Source organism: Corynebacterium kefirresidentii (genome assembly GCF_016599755.1).
GTDB lineage: Bacteria > Actinomycetota > Actinomycetes > Mycobacteriales > Mycobacteriaceae > Corynebacterium > Corynebacterium kefirresidentii.
This window is the reverse complement of sequence record NZ_CP067012.1, coordinates 1,757,370-1,776,418: the sequence shown is the minus strand read 5'-3', so window position 1 is coordinate 1,776,418 and position 19,049 is coordinate 1,757,370. Positions and strand designations below refer to the sequence as shown.

Sequence of the window (19,049 nt, the reverse complement as noted above, 5' to 3'; positions counted from 1 at the left end):
CTAATCCATGGGTAAAAGTATGCCCCCTTCGGGTGCTGGGCACGATAAGATATGCAGCAGCCCATACCGCTTGATATTGAGAAGGGGACCACACTTTATGGCTTCTTTTACCTCTGACCTCCGCGACCTTGACCCGGACGTATTCGGCGCTATCCAGGGAGAGATTTCCCGCCAGCGCGAAACTCTGGAAATGATCGCTTCTGAGAACTTTGTGCCTCGCGCCGTGCTCCAGGCGCAGGGCTCCGTGCTCACCAATAAGTACGCTGAAGGCTACCCAGGCCGCCGCTACTACGGAGGCTGCGAGCATGTCGACGTCGTGGAGGACCTGGCTCGTAACCGCGCGAAGGAGCTTTTTGGCGCGGAATTCGCCAATGTTCAGCCACACTCCGGTGCGCAGGCGAACGCTGCGGTGCTGTCCACCATTGCTGAGCCAGGAGACAAGATTTTGGGCTTGTCCCTCGCTCACGGCGGTCACCTGACTCACGGCATGAAGTTGAACTTCTCCGGCAAGCTTTATGATGTTGCCGCCTACGAGGTGGACCCAGAGACCATGCGCGTGGACATGGATAAGCTGCGGGAGCAAGCGCTGAAAGAGAAGCCAAAGGTTATTATTGGTGGCTGGTCTGCTTACCCGCGCACCATGGATTTTGCGGCCTTCCGTGAAATTGCTGATGAGGTCGGCGCTTACCTATGGGTAGATATGGCTCACTTCGCTGGCCTCGTGGCCGCCGGCCTGCACCCGAGCCCGGTGCCGCACGCTGATATCGTGTCCACCACCGTGCACAAAACCCTGGGTGGCCCACGCTCCGGCATGATTTTGGCCAAGCAGGAGTATGCCAAGAAGATCAATTCCAACGTCTTCCCAGGGCAGCAGGGCGGACCGCTGATGCACGTAGTCGCTGCGAAGGCCATTGCCATGAAGATTGCCGCGACCGAGGAGTTTAAGGAGCGCCAAGAGCGCACCTTGGAGGGTGCTCGCATTCTGGCGGAGCGCCTTACCGCGGAGGATGCTAAGGCGGCTGGCGTGGACGTGCTCACCGGCGGCACCGACGTGCACTTGGTCTTGGCTGACCTGCGAAATTCCGAGTTGGATGGCCAGCAGGCAGAGGATCTGCTGCATGAAGTAGGCATCACTGTTAACCGCAATGCCGTCCCGAATGACCCTCGTCCGCCGATGGTCACGTCTGGCCTGCGCATTGGTACCTCTGCGCTGGCAACCCGCGGTTTGGATGCTGAGGCCTTTACCGAGGTCGCAGATATCATCGGCACCGCCTTGGTACAGGGCAAGAACGCCGATGTGGAGGCCCTCCGCGCACGCGTGGACAAGATTGCCCAGCACTACCCGCTGTATGAGGGCCTCGAGGACTGGAAGCTGGTCTAGTCCTTTACCTCATGTCCACGGGCCTGCGCCATGGTGGCGCGGGCCTGCTGGAGCCATTCTGGTTGCTCTTGGAGGAGCTGATTGATTTCCGCTGTGGTTAGCGGCTTATCCATATCGTTTTTCTTGAGCGCGGTAACAGAGATGCCTAGCTTATGGGCGACTTCCGGGCGGGGGTGAGGACCCTCGCGACGCAAGGTTTGCAGCCACTCGGGCGGGTTATGCTGCAATTCGCGCAGCTCTTCGTGGCTAATGGCACTATTTTGAAACTCGTCCGGCGCAGCGGGCAGGTAGATGCCAAGCTTCTTCGCTGCGGTCTGGGCACGCATGGCGGTGCCGGATGGTTGCTTATGTTCTTCAGTCACGCTTTTACCGTAGCACTTTCAGTAGACTGTCCTCTATGCTGCGCTTAGCTTTTGCCACCGGTACGGAGCCTGGAAAGTGGTTCCGCCGATTCGAAGAAAATACTGCTCATGGTGGTTTATACACCGTTGATGCAGACGATGCGCTAGCTCCGCTGCTAGGTGGAGAGGTGGATGTGGCCCTCGCGCGTCTGCCGGATGCCCGCGTGGATGACTCCTTTCATGTGGTGCGCCTTTATAAAGAGGCTCCAGGAATTGCGGTTCCGAAGGACTCGGTCTATGCCGAAGTAGGCGAGGAACTCACGCTTGCCGACGTCGCAGATGAACACCTCAACTACCGCCTCGCCGATTCCGGGCTCGTTGATGTCCCCGCGGTCCGCGATGCCCTCCAAGTGGTGGCAGCCAATGTGGGAATCGCGATTGCACCGCGCCCCCTGCTCAAGGTGCTCAGCAAGAAACAGGTGGTGCCACTCGGGCTAAAGGATGAGTCCGTGCCGGTGACGGAGATTGCGCTGGTATGGCGCAAGGAGGATGACGGAGAGGCAATTCAGGACTTCGTGGGCGTCGCCAAGGGCCGCACCGCACGGTCCTCACGGCAGGAGAAACCGAAGCGAAGCGCCAGGGAAAAGGCGAGGGCTAAGCAAGCGCGAAGAAACGTTAACAATTCGTTACAAAATAAAAAGAAGGCTTTTAAGCAGCGCAAACGGAGGTAGTACTTTAGTATTTGCTGTCTGCTTCCTGTCCGTGTGGGTGGCGCCCGCTGGGTGGTGTCATTACGGTGGGTTTCGTTCGTCATGAAGGGCGATTTAATAAAAATTAGAATTAACTTACTTTCTTGATGAAAGGATGATGCAGAAATGCAGAAGATGACTCGTCGTATCGTAGGTGGCTTTGCTGCCGCAACCCTGTCCGTTGCTCTCGTAGCTTGCTCCGATGCCGAGGATGCAGCTAACGACGCTAAGGACACCGCCGGTTCCGTAGCAGCTGATGCTTCCGACGCTGCTGGCTCCGCCGTTGATGAAGCTACCTCCGAAAAGGATAAGGACGCGGAATCCTCCGAGTCTGAGGATGCGGATGGTTCCGAGTCTGAGGATGCTGATTCCAAGGACGGCGACACCAAGACCGTCTCCACCGCCAATGGCGACCAGGAGGTTCCGGCAGCTCTGGCGTCTGCCATCGAGGAGAAGAAGGCTGAGTGGGGCGACGTACAGAGCGTAGAGTCCTCCGATAAGGGTTCTTTGGCAACCTTCGATGGCGGCAACCTGCTGGCTATGGCTAAGGATGGCGATGAGGCTCAGCCAATCGTCGGCAAGATCGCTGAAACCTGGAAGGAGCAGGGCGGTCTGGACGCAGAGGTAGGCCTGCCTAAGGCTGCCGAGGAGAAGGCTACTGAGGGCAAGGGCTGGACCCAGCAGTTCGACAATGGCGTTATCTCCTGGCTCCAGGATGAGAGCGGCAAGTTCACCTCTTCCGTAGAGAAGTAAAAAGCTCTTTTTGAGGTAATCCCTTCGCAGCATCTGCTGCGGAGGGATTTTTCGTTTTCTTAAAGTTCATCTTGCACCCATGTAATTTCAACCTTCGGTGCCTACGTTGGGTGGCAACCCCGGAATTTGGGGCTATACGGAAGAAGTTTGATCTACCGCATTTCAAGGGAGAACCCTGCCACCATGACTCGTCCCTCTGTACTTTCTACTCCGCTTGCCACAACCGATAACACCGTCGCTACCAAGACTTATGTAGTGGATACCTCGGTCTTGCTTTCTGACCCTTGGGCTCTGCGCAAATTCGCAGAGCACGATGTGGTCCTTCCCGTTGTGGTTATCTCTGAACTGGAAGGAAAACGTCATCACCCAGAGCTTGGCTGGTTCGCCCGCCAAGCTCTTCGCTTTTTGGAGGAACTGCGCGCTACCTATGAGGCGCTAGACCAGCCTGTCCCCGTGAACGTAGATGGCGGCACCCTGCGCGTGGAATTGAACCATCAAGACCAATCCTTGTTGCCCTCTGCCTTCCGTGGCCCAGAGGGGGACCACCGTATCTTGGCCTGCGCCCTCAACCTTGCACACGAAGGTAAAGATACCGTGCTAGTCACCAAGGACGTGCCACTGCGCGTGAAAGCCGGCGCAGTGGGTGTACAGGCGGATGAGTACCACGCCCAGGATGTGGTTCTGACCGGCTATACCGGAATGGCAACCGTGCAAACCAGCTCGGATGTCATCGACGCCCTCTACCGTGATGGGGAAGTCATGCTAGACGGCATTCACACTGAAAAGGGCACTGCCGTGGAGGAGCTACCAGTCCATTGCGGACTTACCCTAGTAGCGGGAGCGCAGTCCGCGCTGGGGCGCATCACCGCGGAAGGTGTGGTGGAGCTCGTGCGCGGCGATAGCAATGCCTTCGGCCTGCAAGGACGCTCCGCGGAGCAGCGCATAGCTTTGGACTTGCTGATGGATCCAAATATCGGAATCGTCTCCATTGGCGGACGCGCCGGCACTGGTAAATCGGCACTCGCCCTGTGCGCCGGATTGGAAGCTGTACTCGAGCGCGGCGAACACCGCCGTATCGTAGTCTTCCGCCCGATGTATGCGGTAGGTGGGCAGTCGTTGGGATACCTTCCGGGCACCGAATCGGACAAGATGAACCCATGGGCGCAGGCAGTCTATGACACCTTGGAAGGCTTGGTGTCTGAAAACGTCATGGAAGAAATCCATGAGCGCGGCCTGATTGAGGTCTTGCCCTTGACGCATATTCGCGGCCGCTCCCTGCATGATGCCTTCGTCATTGTGGACGAGGCACAGTCCTTGGAGCGCAATGTCTTGCTCACCGTGCTCTCTCGGCTGGGCAAGGGCTCGCGGGTGGTGCTCACCCATGACGTAGCGCAGCGCGATAACCTGCGCGTGGGCCGTCACGATGGCGTCCAGGCAGTGATTGAAAAGCTCAAGGGGCACGAGCTTTTTGCGCATATTACGCTGCAGCGCTCTGAGCGTTCCGCCATTGCAGAGCTCGTCACCGACCTGCTGGAAGGCGGCGATTAGGCCAGGCATGTTCGCGTATGGCGATCGTGATGTGTACAGCGTGGCGAAGCTGGGCATTGCCCAGTAATAATGTTGCATATGAGCGAGAACGCCAAGCAGACGTCTTCGGACGAAAAGAAGAAAGATTTCCGCATCCGCCCCTTTACCGCGGCGGACTATCCCCAGATGCGAGAGATCTATGAACAGGGACTCAATACTGGGCACGCCACCTACGAGACCCGATCCCTGACCTTTGAAGAATTCAAAGCCGGCAAAATCATGCCCTCGGTGCATGTGGCTGTTGAAGCCGATGATGATTCGAAGGTCTTGGGATGGGTGTCTGCGGCGCCGGTATCTACCCGCACCGTCTTCCACGGAGTAGTGGAGGATTCTATTTACTTGGGCTCCGAGGCGCAGGGCCGCGGCATCGGCGGCGCACTTTTGGATCGCTTGATTGAGGTATGTAAGGACCTGCACAAGTGGGCTATCCACTCGTGGATCTTCCCTGAAAACGCCGGTTCTGCGGGGCTGCATAAGTCCCGTGGATTCGTGAAGGTGGGCACTTACTCTCACATGGCGAAGATGACCTACGGCGAGCTTGCGGGCCAGTGGCGAGATACCGATGTGTACGAGCTGCTTTTGCCCAAGCCGGAGGAAAAGAAGCGTTAGCTTTTCCCAGCGCACAGGAATAAAGTTAAGAGAGTATTCGTACGCTATCTCTCTAAGGCTTTTAAATGTCTGTGCGTACTCGTGCCCTTGCTTTGTCCACCGTTGCGGCTATGACGGCAGGGGCGCTTTCTGTTCCTACAACGGGAGCCGTGTCCTATCCCTCCGCAGGCTCGGTGCCTGTTGCCCAGTTGGACATCAACCAGGTTGATGGTGGTGTGGCCTATGTGTTTGCCACTCCTGAGCTACAGTCCCATATCGAGACGGTGACCCGCCAGTTGCATGAGTTGCGCGCCAAGTCCTGGGATGCCAATCTTCCGTTTGCTGGTGCTAGGCTTCGCGACGTCGCACCGGACCGCACCGCATATATCAACGGCATATCCTGGAGCAGGGGATTGGAACACTCCGCGATGCAGCGCGCTGCGGAGGAAAACTACGATTTTGATCATCGCCGTGGAGACGGGGAGGAGCCGTGGACGGTAAAGTCCGGCGCCTTTTTCGCAGAAAACCTCACCACTTCACCGATGGAACGCGCCATTGCTAACTGGTCTACTGATGGCGGTTCTGGCAGCGAGTGGAATCAGCTCATTCGCTCTAACGGTTCCTATTCTGACGGTGCGGGGCATATTTACAGCTTGCTTAACCCAGCCAACCACTATTTTGCCCAGGCACAGGTTGGCAGCACGACGGCCGGCCATTATTCCGAGCACGCGGTGTCGGGCGCCCCAGAGCGCCTCGAAGGACGGCACGCATTTCCCATTGCGGTACCGGAAGCCGCACTGGCAAGCGCGGCTATACGTTTTAGCGGCGGTACCCATGTGGGCGATTCCGGCAGCATTGGTCTCAGCATTGCGGGATGGGACGGTGCCCGGTTAGGGGGTGCCGGGGTCATCGCTAACCTCGTCCGATCCGGAGGTTCATGCGGTGCATCCTGACGGCACATATGAGGCTTTGCAGGAAGGCACGGCTGAGGTGCGTATTACTCCATACCTGCTGCGCAACGGCGAAACTCGCCCGGCCGGGGAAGCACTGAACCAGACGGTAGCGGTCACTAAGAGGCCAGCGATAAGCGGCAGTGGCGGAGGATCGAGCGCCGGCGCGGCAATCGGCATCATTGCCGCCATCGTTGCCATTTTGGGAATTGGGTCCCAAGTTCTGCGGCAGATGGGTTTCTGGCAATAAAAACACCCCGCCAAGGGCGGGGTGTGGGGGCCGCTACATCGTAGGAACGTCCCAGGGGCCGAACCAGCGCTGCGCCGATGAGCGCATGTTATCGCTCAAGCGGCTAAAGCGCGGGATCGGGATACCGTGTGCGCGGGCTAAGGAAACTAGATAGTCCCTAGTGCGCCATACCTCGATGGGGTTGGCATGAACATCCAACGCCGCCTGCAGGCCGCCAGGAGCATAGCCGAGGGCGGATTCAATGGGGGCGTTGGCAAGCGGGAGTGCATCGCGCAAGGCATGCAGTTCTTGGCTTGTAGCCTCAGTTTCTGCAGGTGTGCGCGACATTAGTCAATGGTTTCCTTCAGTCGCTCCTCGCGCAGAGGCAGGAGGAGAAGGAGCGCGACGATGACCAACGGAACCATCAGAGCGATAACCGGGGTCAGGCCGTCATTATAGGAATTGAGGATTGCTTCCTCGATTGGCTTGGGGAAGGACGCGACCAGATCTGGGGTGAGGCTATTGGCACCGCCGTCGGCATTGCCAAACTTTTCTGCATAGGCGGCGCCCTCAGGGCCCATCTTTTGGAAGGCTTCTGGCATGCGGGTGGCCATCTCATCCTTCATATTGTGGATGAACATGGAGCCAACCAGGGAAGCACCCAGTGCGGAACCGATTTGGCGGAAGAAGTTATTCGCCGCGGTAGCGGTACCCACCTGGGACAGTGGGAAGGAGTTCTGGACGATGAGCACGAGGACCTGGATAACCATGCCCAGGCCGATGCCGAAGACCAAGAACTCGCAGCCCAGCTGCTTCAGGGAAGTCTCTACGGTCAGGTGAGACATCCAGAACAATGCACCAGCGGTAATGGCTAGGCCGATGATGGGGTAGACCTTGTAGTGGCCGGTGCGGGCAATGATGAAGCCCACGCCAGTGGAGGTGCCGATAAGGCCCACCATCATCGGAATCATCATCAGACCCGCCTTGGTTGGGGTCAGGGTGTGCACCATCTGCAAGTAAGTAGGCATGTAGCCCAGAACACCGAACATTGCCAGACCCAGCACCACGCCGGACAAGGTGGTAAGGGCCATGTTGCGGTTTTTGAACAGGCGAACTGGAATGAGCGGTTCCTTGGCGCGCAGCTCCACCAGGATGGTGATGATGGCGCCAATGATGGTGATGGCACCCAAGGTGAGGATCATCGACGAGCCCCACTCGTACTCGGTGCCGCCCCAGGTGGTCATGAGGATAAGGGACGCGGTGGTAATAGCGATGAAGGTTGCGCCGAGCCAGTCGAAGCGCTTCATGTCGGCTTCACCGACGCGCAGGTGCAGCACCAAGGTGCAGACGATGATGGCGAGGATGCCCAGTGGGATGTTCATCCACATGCCCCAGCGCCAACCAGGGCCATCGGTGAACCAGCCGCCGAGAACGGGGCCGAGGACGGAAGACAGGCCAAAGACGCCGCCCATGATGCCCATGAACTTGCCGCGCTCACGGGAAGAGGTGACCTCGGCGATGATGGATTGCGAAGAGATCATCATGAATCCAGCGCCAAAGCCTTGCACGGCGCGGGCGATAATCAGCAGCGACATGGAGTTGGCAAAGCCACCGAGGGTGGATCCCACGACGAAGGTGGCGATACCCCCAATGTAGAGCCACTTGCGGCCCAACATGTCACCCAGCTTGCCGGAGATAGGCATGGCGATGGTCATGGTGACAAGGAAGGCGGAGATGACCCAACTCATGTGGTCGACGCCGCCGAGCTCACCAACGATGGTTGGAAGAGCAGAAGAGAAAATCATTTGGCCCAAGGAGCTCATCAGCATGGTGAGCATTAGGGCCGAGAAAATAAGCCCGAGGTTATCGGCGCGGGACTGGCCCTGGGAAGGGGCTTTAGCAGCCGTATCTACCATCGCATTCCTTTCATAAAGTCTGTTATTAGCGTGAGGGAAGTATCGAGACGCGCGCCGAGGTCTAGGCTGCAATCTGCATCCGGGGATGCCATCGCCAACCAGAGTGCCTCACGGACGAGGCCGGCGATGAGCATCGCCTCGGTGCTAGAAGAGCAGTTGTCAAGGACGCGAAGCTCCGGTTCTTTGTTAAGGCGCTCTTCAATGAGATCGATGAGCTCAATGGATTTTGCTCGCTTCCGGCTTATTGCCGCCGCAGCTGCATCTGGATCATTGGAGATGCGTTTGCGGCGATCCCGGATAGTCGGGTTGATGTGGTGGCCTTCCATATGCCGTCTGACCAACTGAAGGACGAGGTCTACCATGCTGGTCGTTGGCTCATTAAGGAAGAGTTCCCGCATCTCTTCCGTAAACTCGGTGCTTGGAGCGCCCAAAACGGCGGATTCCTTGGAATCGAAGTAATTGAAGAAGGTGCGCCGAGAAATACCGGCTACTTCGCAGATCCGCTCAATGGTGACTGCGCTAAAGGACTGTTCATCCACCAGTTTTGTGGCGGCATCCTCTATGCGCAGGCGCGTCTCGAGACGTTTCTGCTCGCGTAGTGATAGTTCTTCTTGCACGCCATGCAACGTTACACTCGGTGCAAACTTGCACCAAGTGCAAAAAGGGTGATTTTAGAGGTGCATCCTTCTTTATGTGAGATGTGCCATTGCTCTTGCCGACGTCCCCCTTACCCCAGGCATGCGAAACCCCGCCCGGGTCCTGCCCGGGCGGGGTAGCGGTGCGGCGGATACTTAGAAGTTATCGCGGTCGCGGTTAGTCATGCTCAGCACATCGAGGTGCTTATCCAGCTCTTCCTCGGTGAGGTTTTCGCCATCGACAAAGCCCAAATCAATGACGGCCTGGCGAACAGTGATCTTCTCATGCAAGGCATGCTTGGCGGCCTTGGCCGCGTTCTCGTAACCAATAGCAGAGTTGAGCGGGGTCACGATGGAAGTGGAAGACTCCGCAAAGTGCTTCATGCGGTCCTCGTTGGCCTCGATGTGATCGATGCACTTATCGGCGAAGACGCGGGAGGCATTGGACAGCAGGCGAGCAGACTCGAGCACGTTGCGTGCCATCATCGGGATGAAGACATTGAGCTCGAAGTGGCCCTGGGCACCGCCGAAGGCGACTGCGGCGTCATTGCCCACCACCTGGCCGGCTACCATGGTGACGGCCTCCGGAATGACCGGGTTGACCTTACCCGGCATGATGGAAGAACCTGGCTGCAGGTCCTTCAGGTGAATCTCTGCCAGGCCGGTCAGTGGGCCAGAACCCATCATGCGGAGGTCATTAGCAATCTTATTAAGGGACACAGCAACCGCGCGCATGGCGCCGGAGAACTCCACCAAGCCATCGCGTGCGGCCTGTGCCTCAAAGTGGTTCTCTGCTTCCTTTAGTTCCGCAACACCGGTGAGCTTCTTGAGCTCTTCGGTGACCTTAGCGCCAAAGTCCGCAGAGGTATTCAGGCCGGTGCCGGTGGCGGTACCGCCGATGGCCAGCTCGCCCAAGCGTGGCAGGGTGGCCTCGATCCGCTCGATGCCCAGCTCAATCTGGCGGGCGTAGCCACCGAATTCTTGACCGAGGGTAACCGGGGTGGCGTCCATCAAGTGGGTACGGCCCGCCTTGACCACGTCGGCGAATTCCTTGGCCTTCTTGCTCAGGGACTCGTGCAGAACCTTCAAGCCCGGAATGAGGTCATTAACGGCGGCCTCAGTAGCGGCAACGTGGGTGGCGGTGGGGAAAGTGTCATTAGAGGACTGGCCCATATTCACGTGGTCATTCGGGTGAATCTCCACGCCATTCTGGTGTGCCAAGGAGGCGATAACCTCATTGGTATTCATATTGGACGAGGTGCCCGAACCAGTCTGGAAAACGTCGATAGGGAAAGCATCATTGTGCTTGCCCTCGGCGATTTCAGTAGCGGCGGCGATAATGGCATCGGCCTTGTCCGCGTCCAACTTGCCGGAATCCTTATTTACCTGGGCGCAGGCTGCCTTGAGCAGGCCAAGAGCGCGAATCTGCGCATTTTCCAGGCCACGGCCGGAGATAGGGAAGTTGTCCACTGCGCGCTGGGTCTGTGCGCGCCACAGGGCATCTGCAGGAACCTTTACTTCGCCCATGGTGTCATGTTCGATGCGGTATTCAGTCATGTGAAGATCACCTCAGTTAATTGGGTAGTGTGTGCTTTCCAGTATGGCGGAGATCTACCAGGAGGGCCGCCTTCGGGGGTGCCCCCTAGTTTTTGGTCGGGGTGGTGTAATCCACTACGGAATATTCCTGCAGCTTGGATAGCTTATGGATGGAGTCGATGTAGCGGATGGTGCCGGACTTGGAACGCATAACCAGTGAGCGGGTAGTAGCGCCGGAATTGCGGTAGGAAACACCGCGCAGCATGTCACCATTGGTCACGCCGGTGGCAGCGAAGTAGCAGTTTTCGGAGGAGACCAAGTCAGTGGTCTTGAGGACGCGGTCCAAATCGTGGCCGGCTGCGCGGGCCTTTTCTGCTTCCTCTTCATCCTTTGGCCACAGCTTGCCTTGGATTTCGCCGCCCATGCAGCGCATAGCGCAGGCGGTGATGATGCCTTCTGGGGTGCCGCCGATGCCCATCATCATGTCGATGGAGTTGGAATCCTGGCAGGTGGCGATGGCGCCTGCAACGTCGCCATCCATAATGAGGCGTACCTTGGCATCTGCGGCGCGAATTTCCGAGATGAGCTGCTCGTGGCGCGGGCGATCAAGGACCACCACGGTCAGATCTTCGGGGCGAATATTCTTGGCCTTAGCCACGGAGTTAATGTTCCACTCCACTGACTCGTTGATGTCGATAGCGCCGACTGCTTCTGGGCCAACAGCAATCTTTTCCATGTAGAAGACTGCGGAAGGGTCATACATGGTTCCGCGCTCTGCGGCCGCGATGACGGAGATAGCGTTGGGGCGGCCTTCTGCCATCAAACGAGTTCCGTCAACGGGGTCCACGGCGATATCCATGGCGGCGCCCTCGCCGGTGCCTACTTCTTCGCCGTTAAATAGCATAGGGGCCTCATCCTTTTCGCCCTCACCAATGACAACGACGCCGTTCATTGCAACGGAGTTGATGAGCTTACGCATGGCGTCGACCGCCGCGCCATCGCCCTCATTCTTCTGGCCGCGGCCTACCCAACGGCCGGAAGCGAGCGCTGCTGCCTCAGTGACACGGACCAGTTCCATCGCCAGGTTGCGGTCAGGAAGATAAGACGTATTTTCGGACATGTGTAGTGGTTGCCTTCCATAGTTTTCTCATCGAGGGGTGTTCCCCTTGATGCTCTACCTTTCCATTCTCGCACTTTTTTGCTCTAATGGGTCTGATTTTGCGCCCCATTTGTGGGGGATTCATCAAACTTTCGGGGGAGAATGGGCCGTGTGGCTTTTTGGAAGCACACCGTGCGATACTAAGGCGCGTGGCTGCAGAAGAAAGACCAAAGATTTTTGAAGGCGCGAAGGATATCTCCCTGTCCCTCGCCGTCGTGGTGATCATGATGCTGCTGGCCGTAGGAGCGACCGGCCTATGCTCGATCAATTCCGAAACTCAACAGGGAGCGGTGCAGGAAGTGGATGAACAAACCTTCCTTGAAACCCAAGCTCGCGCAGGAATTGGCGCTATTCGCAATCCTGATATGCCAGAGGGCTGGGAGGCTAATGCTGCCCGCCGCGTTGATATGGGAGGAGAAAACGCCACCGTGGTCAGCTGGGTGACCGCTGACCAAGGGTTTGTGGAGTCTACTCAGACACAGGTGGCGGCCGATGATGCGGGTAAGGAATACGACGCCAACTACCGCGGCATCGAATCTGCCCGTGAGGTCAAAGGGCACCAAGTGCGGGTACTAGAAAGTGATGACGACTCCGTGCGCCGCCTGTGGGTGACAGATTTGGGCGACGCCCGCCTCATTATCTCCGGTGCCGCAGACGATAGCGATTTTGAGGCTGCTACCGCTGCGTTTATCGACGCCGCACCTATAGCCGAAAAATAACCTCGCCCAATCCTTCTGCCGCAGCGGTGGCGCTAAGACCGTCGCCGGCCTGGGCAATGACCTCTGCGAGGGATTCCTCATCTAAGCCGCTAAGGCGCGTCTTTCCTACAAAAACATCGATGCGCTCACGCTGGGAACGCTGCGGATAAATAGCGATTTCGCGTACCTTATCGCCTGTAAAGCGCAGCACCACGGATTGGGAGAAATAGCTCACCTCGTCATCATCGCGGGTATGTGCTGGGCCAAAGAATTCCTCTACGAATTCCCGGGAGTCTCCCGCCATGATGGAACCGGCGGCCGCAGACCTCGACACAAAATCCACCCGCTCACCTGGATACCCATAAATCTGCACTACTCGTCTCCTTCTGCGTCTGCTTTTTCGGCCCTCTCGAGCGCTGCTTCAACGCGCTTTGCTGCGCCGTCTAGATGTGCCTCGCACGTTCGGGCAAGGGCCTCGCCGCGCTCCCAATACTTCAATGACTCATCCAAGCCCATCTGCCCGAGCTCTAAGATCTTTACGGTTTCAATGAGCTCGTCTCGGGCTTGCTCATAACTCAATTTTTCTACTGGGGTAAAAGCATCCTGGCCTGGTTGACCGGTGCCAATGGTGTCCTCTGACATTGTTTTCTCCTTGTTCGGTGATTAATCGGCGGCCTGGGAGGCCATAGAAACAGCGGTAATAGACCCATCGCCCACGCGGATGCGCAGTTGCGCGCCGGGAGGGGATTGCTCATAAGAGGTGACAACTTCGGGGCCGGAGCCATCTTTGGGTACCACTTGGACGATGGAATACCCGCGGGCGAGAGTAGCTGAAGGTCCCAAAGCTGAAACGCGAGCACGCAGCGACTCCACGTGGCGGGTCTCGCGTTCTACCATGACCTCAATTTCCCGGCGCATGGTGGCACGAGTCCGCTCTATTTCCTCGCGGCGCGTACGAATGGGGGTCATGGGGTCTGCCATGACGGGCCGGGAACGAATATTGTCCAGGCCGCGTCGCTCCCTTTCCACCCAGCCGCGCAAGGCGGCAGCCATCCGGGAGCGTGCCTCTGCGATAACGGCACGCTCCTCGGCCACGGAGGGGACGACGCGCTTTGCGGCGTCGGTAGGCGTGGCAGCGCGCAGATCCGCGACGTTATCGAGCACCGGGCTATCCGGCTCATGGCCGATGGCGGAGACCACCGGAGTGCCAGCAGCCGCGACCGCGCGTTGCAGCGCTTCTTCTGAGAAGGGAAGCAGGTCTTCTACAGAGCCACCACCGCGGGCGATGATGATGACGTCTACCTCTGGATCCGCATCTAGCTGCTGGAGGGCATCGATAACCTCTGGAACGGTATTCGCACCTTGAACCGCGGTATTGAGAACTCGGAATTGTACCGCTGGCCAGCGATCATGAGCTACCGCCATCACATCTCGCTCCGCGGCCGAACCGCGGCCGGTAATCAGCCCGATTTTGTGCGGTAGGTAAGGCAGTGGCCGCTTGCGAGCAGGATCAAAAAGTCCCTCTGCCGAAAGCTGCTGGCGCAATTTCTCAATGCGCGCGAGTAGATCACCTATGCCCACATGACGAATCTCCGTGGTCCACAGTGAAAAAGAACCGCGGCCGGCATAAAAAGCCGGCTTGCCATGGACAATGACGCGGTCGCCGTCTTTTAGCGGTGCTGACAATGACTGCAACATTGATGATGGGCAGGTCAGCTGCACGGACTTTTCCTGCTGTACATCACGCAGCGTGAGATAGGACAGCTTCCAGGTGGGTTTGAAATTAATTTGGGTTAATTGACCCTCTACCCACAGGTAGCCCAGGCGCTCGATCCAGCCCTTGACTTGGTCGTTGACTTTACCAACGGGCCAGGGAGTATCCGGAGTATTTGCCGGTTGATTCACACAGCCTCCCTTTCTTCAGTCTGCCGTATTCTTCCGCCTAGTTTAGGGGCCAGCGCAGATGATTGCCCCGCTCGGGGTAGCCGGAATGGTGGCGGTGGGCCCCACTATTGTTTTGGGTGCTGTTTCGATACTCTGGGAGCCATGACTGAAGGTAAAAATGTTCTCCTCGCGGCGCCGCGCGGATACTGCGCAGGCGTAGATCGCGCGGTTGAAACCGTAGAAAAGGCGCTGGAAAAGTACGGCGCGCCCATTTATGTACGCAAGCAAATCGTGCACAACCGCTACGTCGTAGAGTCTTTGGCAGAACGCGGCGTCATCTTTGTTGACGAGGCCTCTGAAGCCCCAGAAGGTGCCCACCTAGTCTTTTCCGCCCATGGTATTTCCCCGGCCGTTCGGGCAGAGGCAACGCAGCGCAAGCAACTAACGTTGGACGCCACGTGCCCATTGGTAACCAAGGTGCATAAGGAAGCCCAGCGCTTCCAGCGCGATGGCTATCACATCCTCTTGGTTGGCCACGAAGGACATGAGGAAGTGGAAGGAACCGCCGGCGAAGCACCGGAGGTTACCCACCTTGTGGATGGCGTCGAGGGCGTTGCTAAGCTGCCGGATTTCCTGCAGGACGAGAAGCTTATTTGGCTGTCCCAAACCACGCTCTCGGTGGATGAGACGATCACCATCGTCAATAAACTGCGCGAGCGTTTCCCGCATCTGGAAAATCCGCCTTCAGACGATATTTGCTACGCCACCCAAAACCGCCAAGAATCCGTCAAAGCCATTGCCCCCAAGTGCGACCTGATGATTGTGGTGGGGTCTAAAAACTCCTCTAACTCGGTGCGCCTGGTCGAAGTCGCGCTCGAGGCTGGTGCTAAGGCTTCACACCTCGTAGATTTTGCCAAGGAGATCGACGATGCCTGGCTGGAAGGCGTGCGCACCGTCGGAGTCACCTGTGGTGCATCTGTACCAGAATTGCTGGTACGCGAGGTATTGGAATTTCTCGATGCGCGTGGCTATAGCGACGTAGAACAGGTAACTACCTCTACGGAGACGATTACCTTCGCCCTGCCGCGCGACCTGCGCCCAGCACGCACTTAAACAGGCGCGCGCTTAAACTACATCTAAAAAAGAAAGGCCCGTTTCCGGGCCTTTCTTTTGTTTTAGTCCTCGTCATAGAGGTTATCGTCCCAACCTTGCTTGGGCGCTTGCTTGTGCTCCTTAGACGCCGGTACCGAATCGCCGGCGCGCCGGGTTGGATCCGGGCGCATTGGATTTGCGCGTTCCTCTTGCTGGAGGCGGCGGCGTTCCTCTCGGTCGCGCCCACGCAGGCGATCTTTGGGCGTGGGGCGGGACTTCCTTAACGTGTGAGAAGCGCGGGCGCGCTGCGGAGTGGCTGGAGTTTTAGTAGGTTCCTTTGCCAGCCTATCGCGCGCCATCAAGTCAGCGACCGATAAACGCTCAGCGCGATTGCGGCGGTCTTGCTCAGCATCGGAACGGCGGGAGGAAGTTTCCATTTTAGCGGTGCGACGTGCCGTCTTACGGTAGCGGACCCATCGCAACCAGCCGATGATTCCTGCGCCTACTAAAGCGATGAGGAGCCAGAGAAAGCTTTGGACAAGGGGGAAAGCTGCGGTTACGGTAGCCGTCTTGGAAAACGGTGATGCTCCCTCTGGCAAGTTGGCCTTGGTAATAAAGAATCCGGCCAGTACCACCGTGATGGCATACAAGATGGGGATGGAAGCCACCGTGAGGAAGAGGCCGCGTTCTTCTACGATGAGCGCCACCAGCAGCGAGCCGATGACGAGGAAGGCGAGGTAAGCCCACCCGATGGTACCCATCAGGATGGAAATCAACGCGCCGGTGAGCAAAATTGCCGCGAGCAGCCCAAGGCCCGTGCCCAGCGTGATGCTGGGGAGTCCAGAGCTTTGGGCGGCGGAAGACTTTCTTTGCTTGGCTTGTGACACGTCGGAAGATCCTACCGGTTCGTGCCTGCCCATGGCTATTTCCACGCACTAAGTCGCCGGATTTATAGTGGCGAATGCCCGCGCGGCCACGTATCGATGGCTATGGGCTCCCGTGGCGTGCGGTCCGTGCGGCCTGGGATATCCATCTCGTGCAATTTGCGGGCGGTGACGCCGACACGGGAATCTAGCGAGGACAGTGTGGCATTGTAGGCTTCGACTGCCTTTTCCAAGTTGTGGCCCACCCTGCCATAGTGATCAGAAAGTGTATTCAGGCGCGTGTACAGTTCGCGCCCTAGGCGCTGAACCTCCTTTGCCTTGGCTGAGATGTCTTCTTGGTGCCACCCCATAGCCACCGTGCGCAGGAGGGCGAAAAGCGAGCTGGGGGTGGCAATTACTACATTGCGTTCAAAGGCATACTCGATGAGTTCTGGGTCCACTGACAATGCAGCATCGAGGAAAGGATCTGCAGGGACAAACAGGATGACGAATTCGGGTGTAGGTTGAAACGCTTCAATATAGTCTTTGTGCGATAGTGCTTGGACGTGGCCACACATCAAGTGTGCGTGGCGGCGCAAGAAGCCGGCGTGTTCTTCTGGGTCATCGGTCTCCAGCGCGTCGAGGTAAGAAGTAAAAGGCACCTTGGCATCGACAATGATATGGCGGCCACCAGCCAACTTGATAACCATGTCTGGGCGAACGATGCGACCACCCAGCGGAGCAGAAACCTGGCAGTCAAAGTCCACATGTTTGGTCATGCCGCCTATTTCAACCACCCGCTCCAATTGCACCTCGCCCCAACGACCGCGGGTATTGGGCGAGCGCAAGGCACTAACAAGTTTGTCAGTGCGTTCAGTCAGACGAGAGGAGGTACGGGTTACCGCCTGGACCTGGCTAGAAAGGGAAGCGAGCAGCGCGGTGCGGTCTTCCTCAATTTCTTGGAGCTGAAACCCCAAGCGGTCCATGGCCTTTTCCAGCGGCTGGAGCTCAGCTTGGCGACGCTGCGATTCTTGCAGCGCGCGGTGTTCGGCACTTGGCGCCGAACGAGCAGCGGAGTAGGAATGGGCCAACCAACCCATTACCGCGCCGAGGGTGAGGCCGATAAAAAGTAGCAGCACGGGCAATGTGGAAGTCATGGAACCCAGCATGGCACGTACAGCCGACACAGCCCCCTATTTTTTCGAATCTCCGTTCAAAAGGCCCTCGAAGGCATCGCGGGCACGGCGCAGGTTGGAGCGCACGCCGGGCTTCTCATGCTCTTTCGGGGTGGATTCCACGTTGAGGGCAGCGTCGAGGGAATTGGAGTTGCCGTCCGCGGCTACGTCCGCCACTGCGCCTTCTGGGGCTGCGTAGTCCGGCATTTTAAGCCACGCCTCGCGCTTATAGCGCCCTTGTTCCTCCGTATAACGGCCGATGAGGTAGCCAGCTACGGTGGAAAAGTCCAGCTCCGCGGCGGTCTTTTCGCCCGACTGGAGCTTCATCATATCTTGGCTGTAGCGATAGGCCACCGCGAACATCGCGGCTGCCGGAACCGCGAGGAAACCTCCCACCAGGCCAAATAGCGCAGAGCCTACGGTCACAGAAACCAAGACGATGACGGGGTGCAGGTCCATGGCCTTGGACTGCAGCCAAGGGGAAAGGACATTTCCCTCCAGCTGTTGGACCAGCAAGACCAGTCCAAGAACGAGCAAGGCCTTGGTAATACCAAGGGACACCAGTGCGATGGTGACGGAAAGGGCACCGGCCACAATTGCACCGACGAAGGGGATAAAGCCGGCGATGAAGGTGATGATTGCCAAAGCCATGGCCAGGGGGACGCCGATGAGGGCGAGGCCGATGCCGATAAAGACGGCGTCGACAAGCGAGACAACTGCCTGCGCACGAATAAAGCCTCCAAGCGTGGTCCATGCGCGGGTGAGTAGCTCAGTAAGGTGCCAGCCGGCGCGTTTACCGGTGGCATCGCGCAGCCAGGGGAGGAACTTGGCGCCGTCCTTGAGGAAGAAGAAGGTCAGCACCAACACAATGAAGAGGGTGACCAAGATGGAGGTAGCGGTGCCGATACCGGTAAAGACGGAACCCGCGATGGCGCCAGCGCGCTGCTGCAGCCAGGAAGCCGCTTCATCGATGTAGCTGCTCATATCCTCGCTATCGAGGTTGAGGGGTGGGCCCTGTGCCCAGAGCTGCAGGCTTTGGATGCCGGAGACCGTCTGCAAGTACAAAGAGCGGGATTGGCGCATGAAGTCCGGGGCAACGAAGGAAATGAGTCCACCCACTGCCGTGAAAGAAACCAAAATGGTTACGGCAGCCGCCAACGCGGCGGGGAGGCCAATGCTGCGCAACTTCTTAGCCACTGGGGCTAGGACGGTGCAGATGATGAGGGCCAAAAGCACTGGCAAGATGCCCTGCCAGAAATTGCCGAGCAAGCGGTAGAGGGCGTAGAGGAAAACGCAGATGATGAGCAGGCGGACCGCCCATAGGGACGCAGACTTAACTACCTCGCCGGCAATGACAGAGCGATCTACCTGATCGCCCGGCGGATGTGGCGATACATCCTCCAGCTTGCTGGTATCGAAGCTTTCATCAAACTTATCGCCCAGGCCCGTCTTGGGAGCCTCGGGCAGCGGTTGGTTATCAGAACTCACCCCACCATCTTGCCTTAAAAGAAGG

21 protein-coding genes are annotated in these 19,049 nt (G+C 58.1%); 9 read left to right on the top strand and 12 right to left on the bottom strand.

Annotated features, from left to right (window positions below):
* Positions 1–97: 97 nt before the first annotated feature.
* Entirely contained in the window at positions 98–1,381 is a 1,284-nt protein-coding gene (gene glyA / locus I6I12_RS08495; RefSeq protein WP_023021892.1) for a serine hydroxymethyltransferase, read from the top strand.
* On the opposite strand, the gene I6I12_RS08490 is transcribed toward glyA, so the two are convergent.
* Positions 1,378–1,707, bottom strand: a complete 330-nt coding sequence (locus tag I6I12_RS08490; RefSeq protein WP_023021891.1) for a DUF5997 family protein — start codon at positions 1,705–1,707, stop codon at positions 1,378–1,380. The genes glyA and I6I12_RS08490 overlap by 4 nt on opposite strands.
* 71 nt (positions 1,708–1,778) lie before the next feature.
* Between I6I12_RS08490 and I6I12_RS08485 the strand changes: the two genes are divergently transcribed.
* The 6 genes from I6I12_RS08485 to I6I12_RS12010 all read left to right on the top strand — a co-directional run bounded on the left by I6I12_RS08485 (position 1,779) and on the right by I6I12_RS12010 (position 6,599).
* A complete protein-coding gene (locus I6I12_RS08485; RefSeq protein WP_023021890.1) occupies positions 1,779–2,453 on the top strand; it encodes a LysR family transcriptional regulator substrate-binding protein in 675 nt (224 codons plus the stop codon).
* Between the two features lie 144 nt (positions 2,454–2,597).
* On the top strand, positions 2,598–3,224 hold the full coding sequence (locus I6I12_RS08480; protein WP_023021889.1) for an LGFP repeat-containing protein: 627 nt from the start codon (positions 2,598–2,600) through the stop codon (positions 3,222–3,224).
* 183 nt (positions 3,225–3,407) lie between these two features.
* A complete protein-coding gene (gene phoH2, locus I6I12_RS08475) occupies positions 3,408–4,772 on the top strand; it encodes an RNA 5'-3' helicase PhoH2 (RefSeq protein ID WP_200287831.1) in 1,365 nt (454 codons plus the stop codon).
* 69 nt (positions 4,773–4,841) lie between these two features.
* Positions 4,842–5,420, top strand: a complete 579-nt coding sequence (locus I6I12_RS08470; protein ID WP_200287829.1) for a GNAT family N-acetyltransferase — start codon at positions 4,842–4,844, stop codon at positions 5,418–5,420.
* Positions 5,421–5,485: 65 nt separating this feature from the next.
* On the top strand, positions 5,486–6,352 hold the full coding sequence (locus I6I12_RS08465; RefSeq protein WP_234288110.1) for a hypothetical protein: 867 nt from the start codon (positions 5,486–5,488) through the stop codon (positions 6,350–6,352).
* Positions 6,342–6,599 carry a hypothetical protein gene (locus tag I6I12_RS12010; protein WP_234288109.1) on the top strand — a complete coding sequence of 86 codons (258 nt, stop codon included), beginning with the start codon at positions 6,342–6,344 and terminating at the stop codon, positions 6,597–6,599. The genes I6I12_RS08465 and I6I12_RS12010 overlap by 11 nt, the downstream gene beginning before the upstream one ends.
* A 33-nt stretch (positions 6,600–6,632) precedes the next feature.
* Here I6I12_RS12010 and I6I12_RS08460 read toward each other — a convergent pair whose 3' ends face one another.
* The 5 genes from I6I12_RS08460 to glpX form a co-directional block, all read right to left on the bottom strand.
* Positions 6,633–6,926 (bottom strand): DUF2316 family protein, encoded by a 294-nt coding sequence (locus I6I12_RS08460; protein WP_200287827.1) that lies wholly within the window; start codon positions 6,924–6,926, stop codon positions 6,633–6,635.
* A complete protein-coding gene (locus tag I6I12_RS08455) occupies positions 6,926–8,494 on the bottom strand; it encodes an MDR family MFS transporter (protein ID WP_023021884.1) in 1,569 nt (522 codons plus the stop codon). The genes I6I12_RS08460 and I6I12_RS08455 overlap by 1 nt, the downstream gene beginning before the upstream one ends.
* Positions 8,488–9,111 (bottom strand): TetR/AcrR family transcriptional regulator, encoded by a 624-nt coding sequence (locus tag I6I12_RS08450; protein ID WP_086588121.1) that lies wholly within the window; start codon positions 9,109–9,111, stop codon positions 8,488–8,490. The genes I6I12_RS08455 and I6I12_RS08450 overlap by 7 nt, the downstream gene beginning before the upstream one ends.
* Before the next feature lie 174 nt (positions 9,112–9,285).
* Positions 9,286–10,686: a class II fumarate hydratase gene (locus I6I12_RS08445; protein ID WP_200287825.1), complete on the bottom strand. Its 1,401-nt coding sequence runs from the start codon at positions 10,684–10,686 to the stop codon at positions 9,286–9,288.
* Between the two features lie 85 nt (positions 10,687–10,771).
* Positions 10,772–11,785, bottom strand: a complete 1,014-nt coding sequence (gene glpX, locus I6I12_RS08440; RefSeq protein WP_200287823.1) for a class II fructose-bisphosphatase — start codon at positions 11,783–11,785, stop codon at positions 10,772–10,774.
* 188 nt (positions 11,786–11,973) lie between these two features.
* On the opposite strand from glpX, the gene I6I12_RS08435 reads away from it, so the two are divergent.
* On the top strand, positions 11,974–12,543 hold the full coding sequence (locus tag I6I12_RS08435; RefSeq protein ID WP_034656435.1) for a DUF4245 domain-containing protein: 570 nt from the start codon (positions 11,974–11,976) through the stop codon (positions 12,541–12,543).
* On the opposite strand, the gene I6I12_RS08430 is transcribed toward I6I12_RS08435, so the two are convergent.
* From I6I12_RS08430 to xseA, 3 genes are read right to left on the bottom strand one after another with little or no spacing between them, the layout of a single operon-like run.
* Positions 12,527–12,895 (bottom strand): hypothetical protein, encoded by a 369-nt coding sequence (locus I6I12_RS08430; RefSeq protein ID WP_023021879.1) that lies wholly within the window; start codon positions 12,893–12,895, stop codon positions 12,527–12,529. The two genes, I6I12_RS08435 and I6I12_RS08430, sit on opposite strands and share 17 nt — an antisense overlap.
* Entirely contained in the window at positions 12,895–13,164 is a 270-nt protein-coding gene (locus I6I12_RS08425; protein ID WP_023021878.1) for an exodeoxyribonuclease VII small subunit, read from the bottom strand. The genes I6I12_RS08430 and I6I12_RS08425 overlap by 1 nt, the downstream gene beginning before the upstream one ends.
* Positions 13,165–13,185: 21 nt before the next feature.
* Entirely contained in the window at positions 13,186–14,427 is a 1,242-nt protein-coding gene (gene xseA / locus I6I12_RS08420) for an exodeoxyribonuclease VII large subunit (RefSeq protein ID WP_023021877.1), read from the bottom strand.
* 141 nt (positions 14,428–14,568) lie between these two features.
* Between xseA and I6I12_RS08415 the strand changes: the two genes are divergently transcribed.
* Entirely contained in the window at positions 14,569–15,519 is a 951-nt protein-coding gene (locus tag I6I12_RS08415; RefSeq protein WP_023021876.1) for a 4-hydroxy-3-methylbut-2-enyl diphosphate reductase, read from the top strand.
* A 62-nt stretch (positions 15,520–15,581) separates the two neighbouring features.
* Here the strand turns inward: I6I12_RS08415 and I6I12_RS08410 are convergent, their stop codons facing one another.
* From I6I12_RS08410 to I6I12_RS08400, 3 genes are all read right to left on the bottom strand, one after another.
* Entirely contained in the window at positions 15,582–16,385 is an 804-nt protein-coding gene (locus I6I12_RS08410; protein ID WP_051138352.1) for a Yip1 family protein, read from the bottom strand.
* A 62-nt stretch (positions 16,386–16,447) separates the two neighbouring features.
* Positions 16,448–17,518, bottom strand: a complete 1,071-nt coding sequence (locus tag I6I12_RS08405) for a DNA recombination protein RmuC (RefSeq protein ID WP_200287821.1) — start codon at positions 17,516–17,518, stop codon at positions 16,448–16,450.
* Between the two features lie 36 nt (positions 17,519–17,554).
* The gene (locus I6I12_RS08400) at positions 17,555–19,024 is read right to left on the bottom strand and encodes an AI-2E family transporter (protein WP_023021873.1); all 1,470 of its coding nucleotides are present in this window, start codon (positions 19,022–19,024) and stop codon (positions 17,555–17,557) included.
* Positions 19,025–19,049 lie beyond the last annotated feature (25 nt).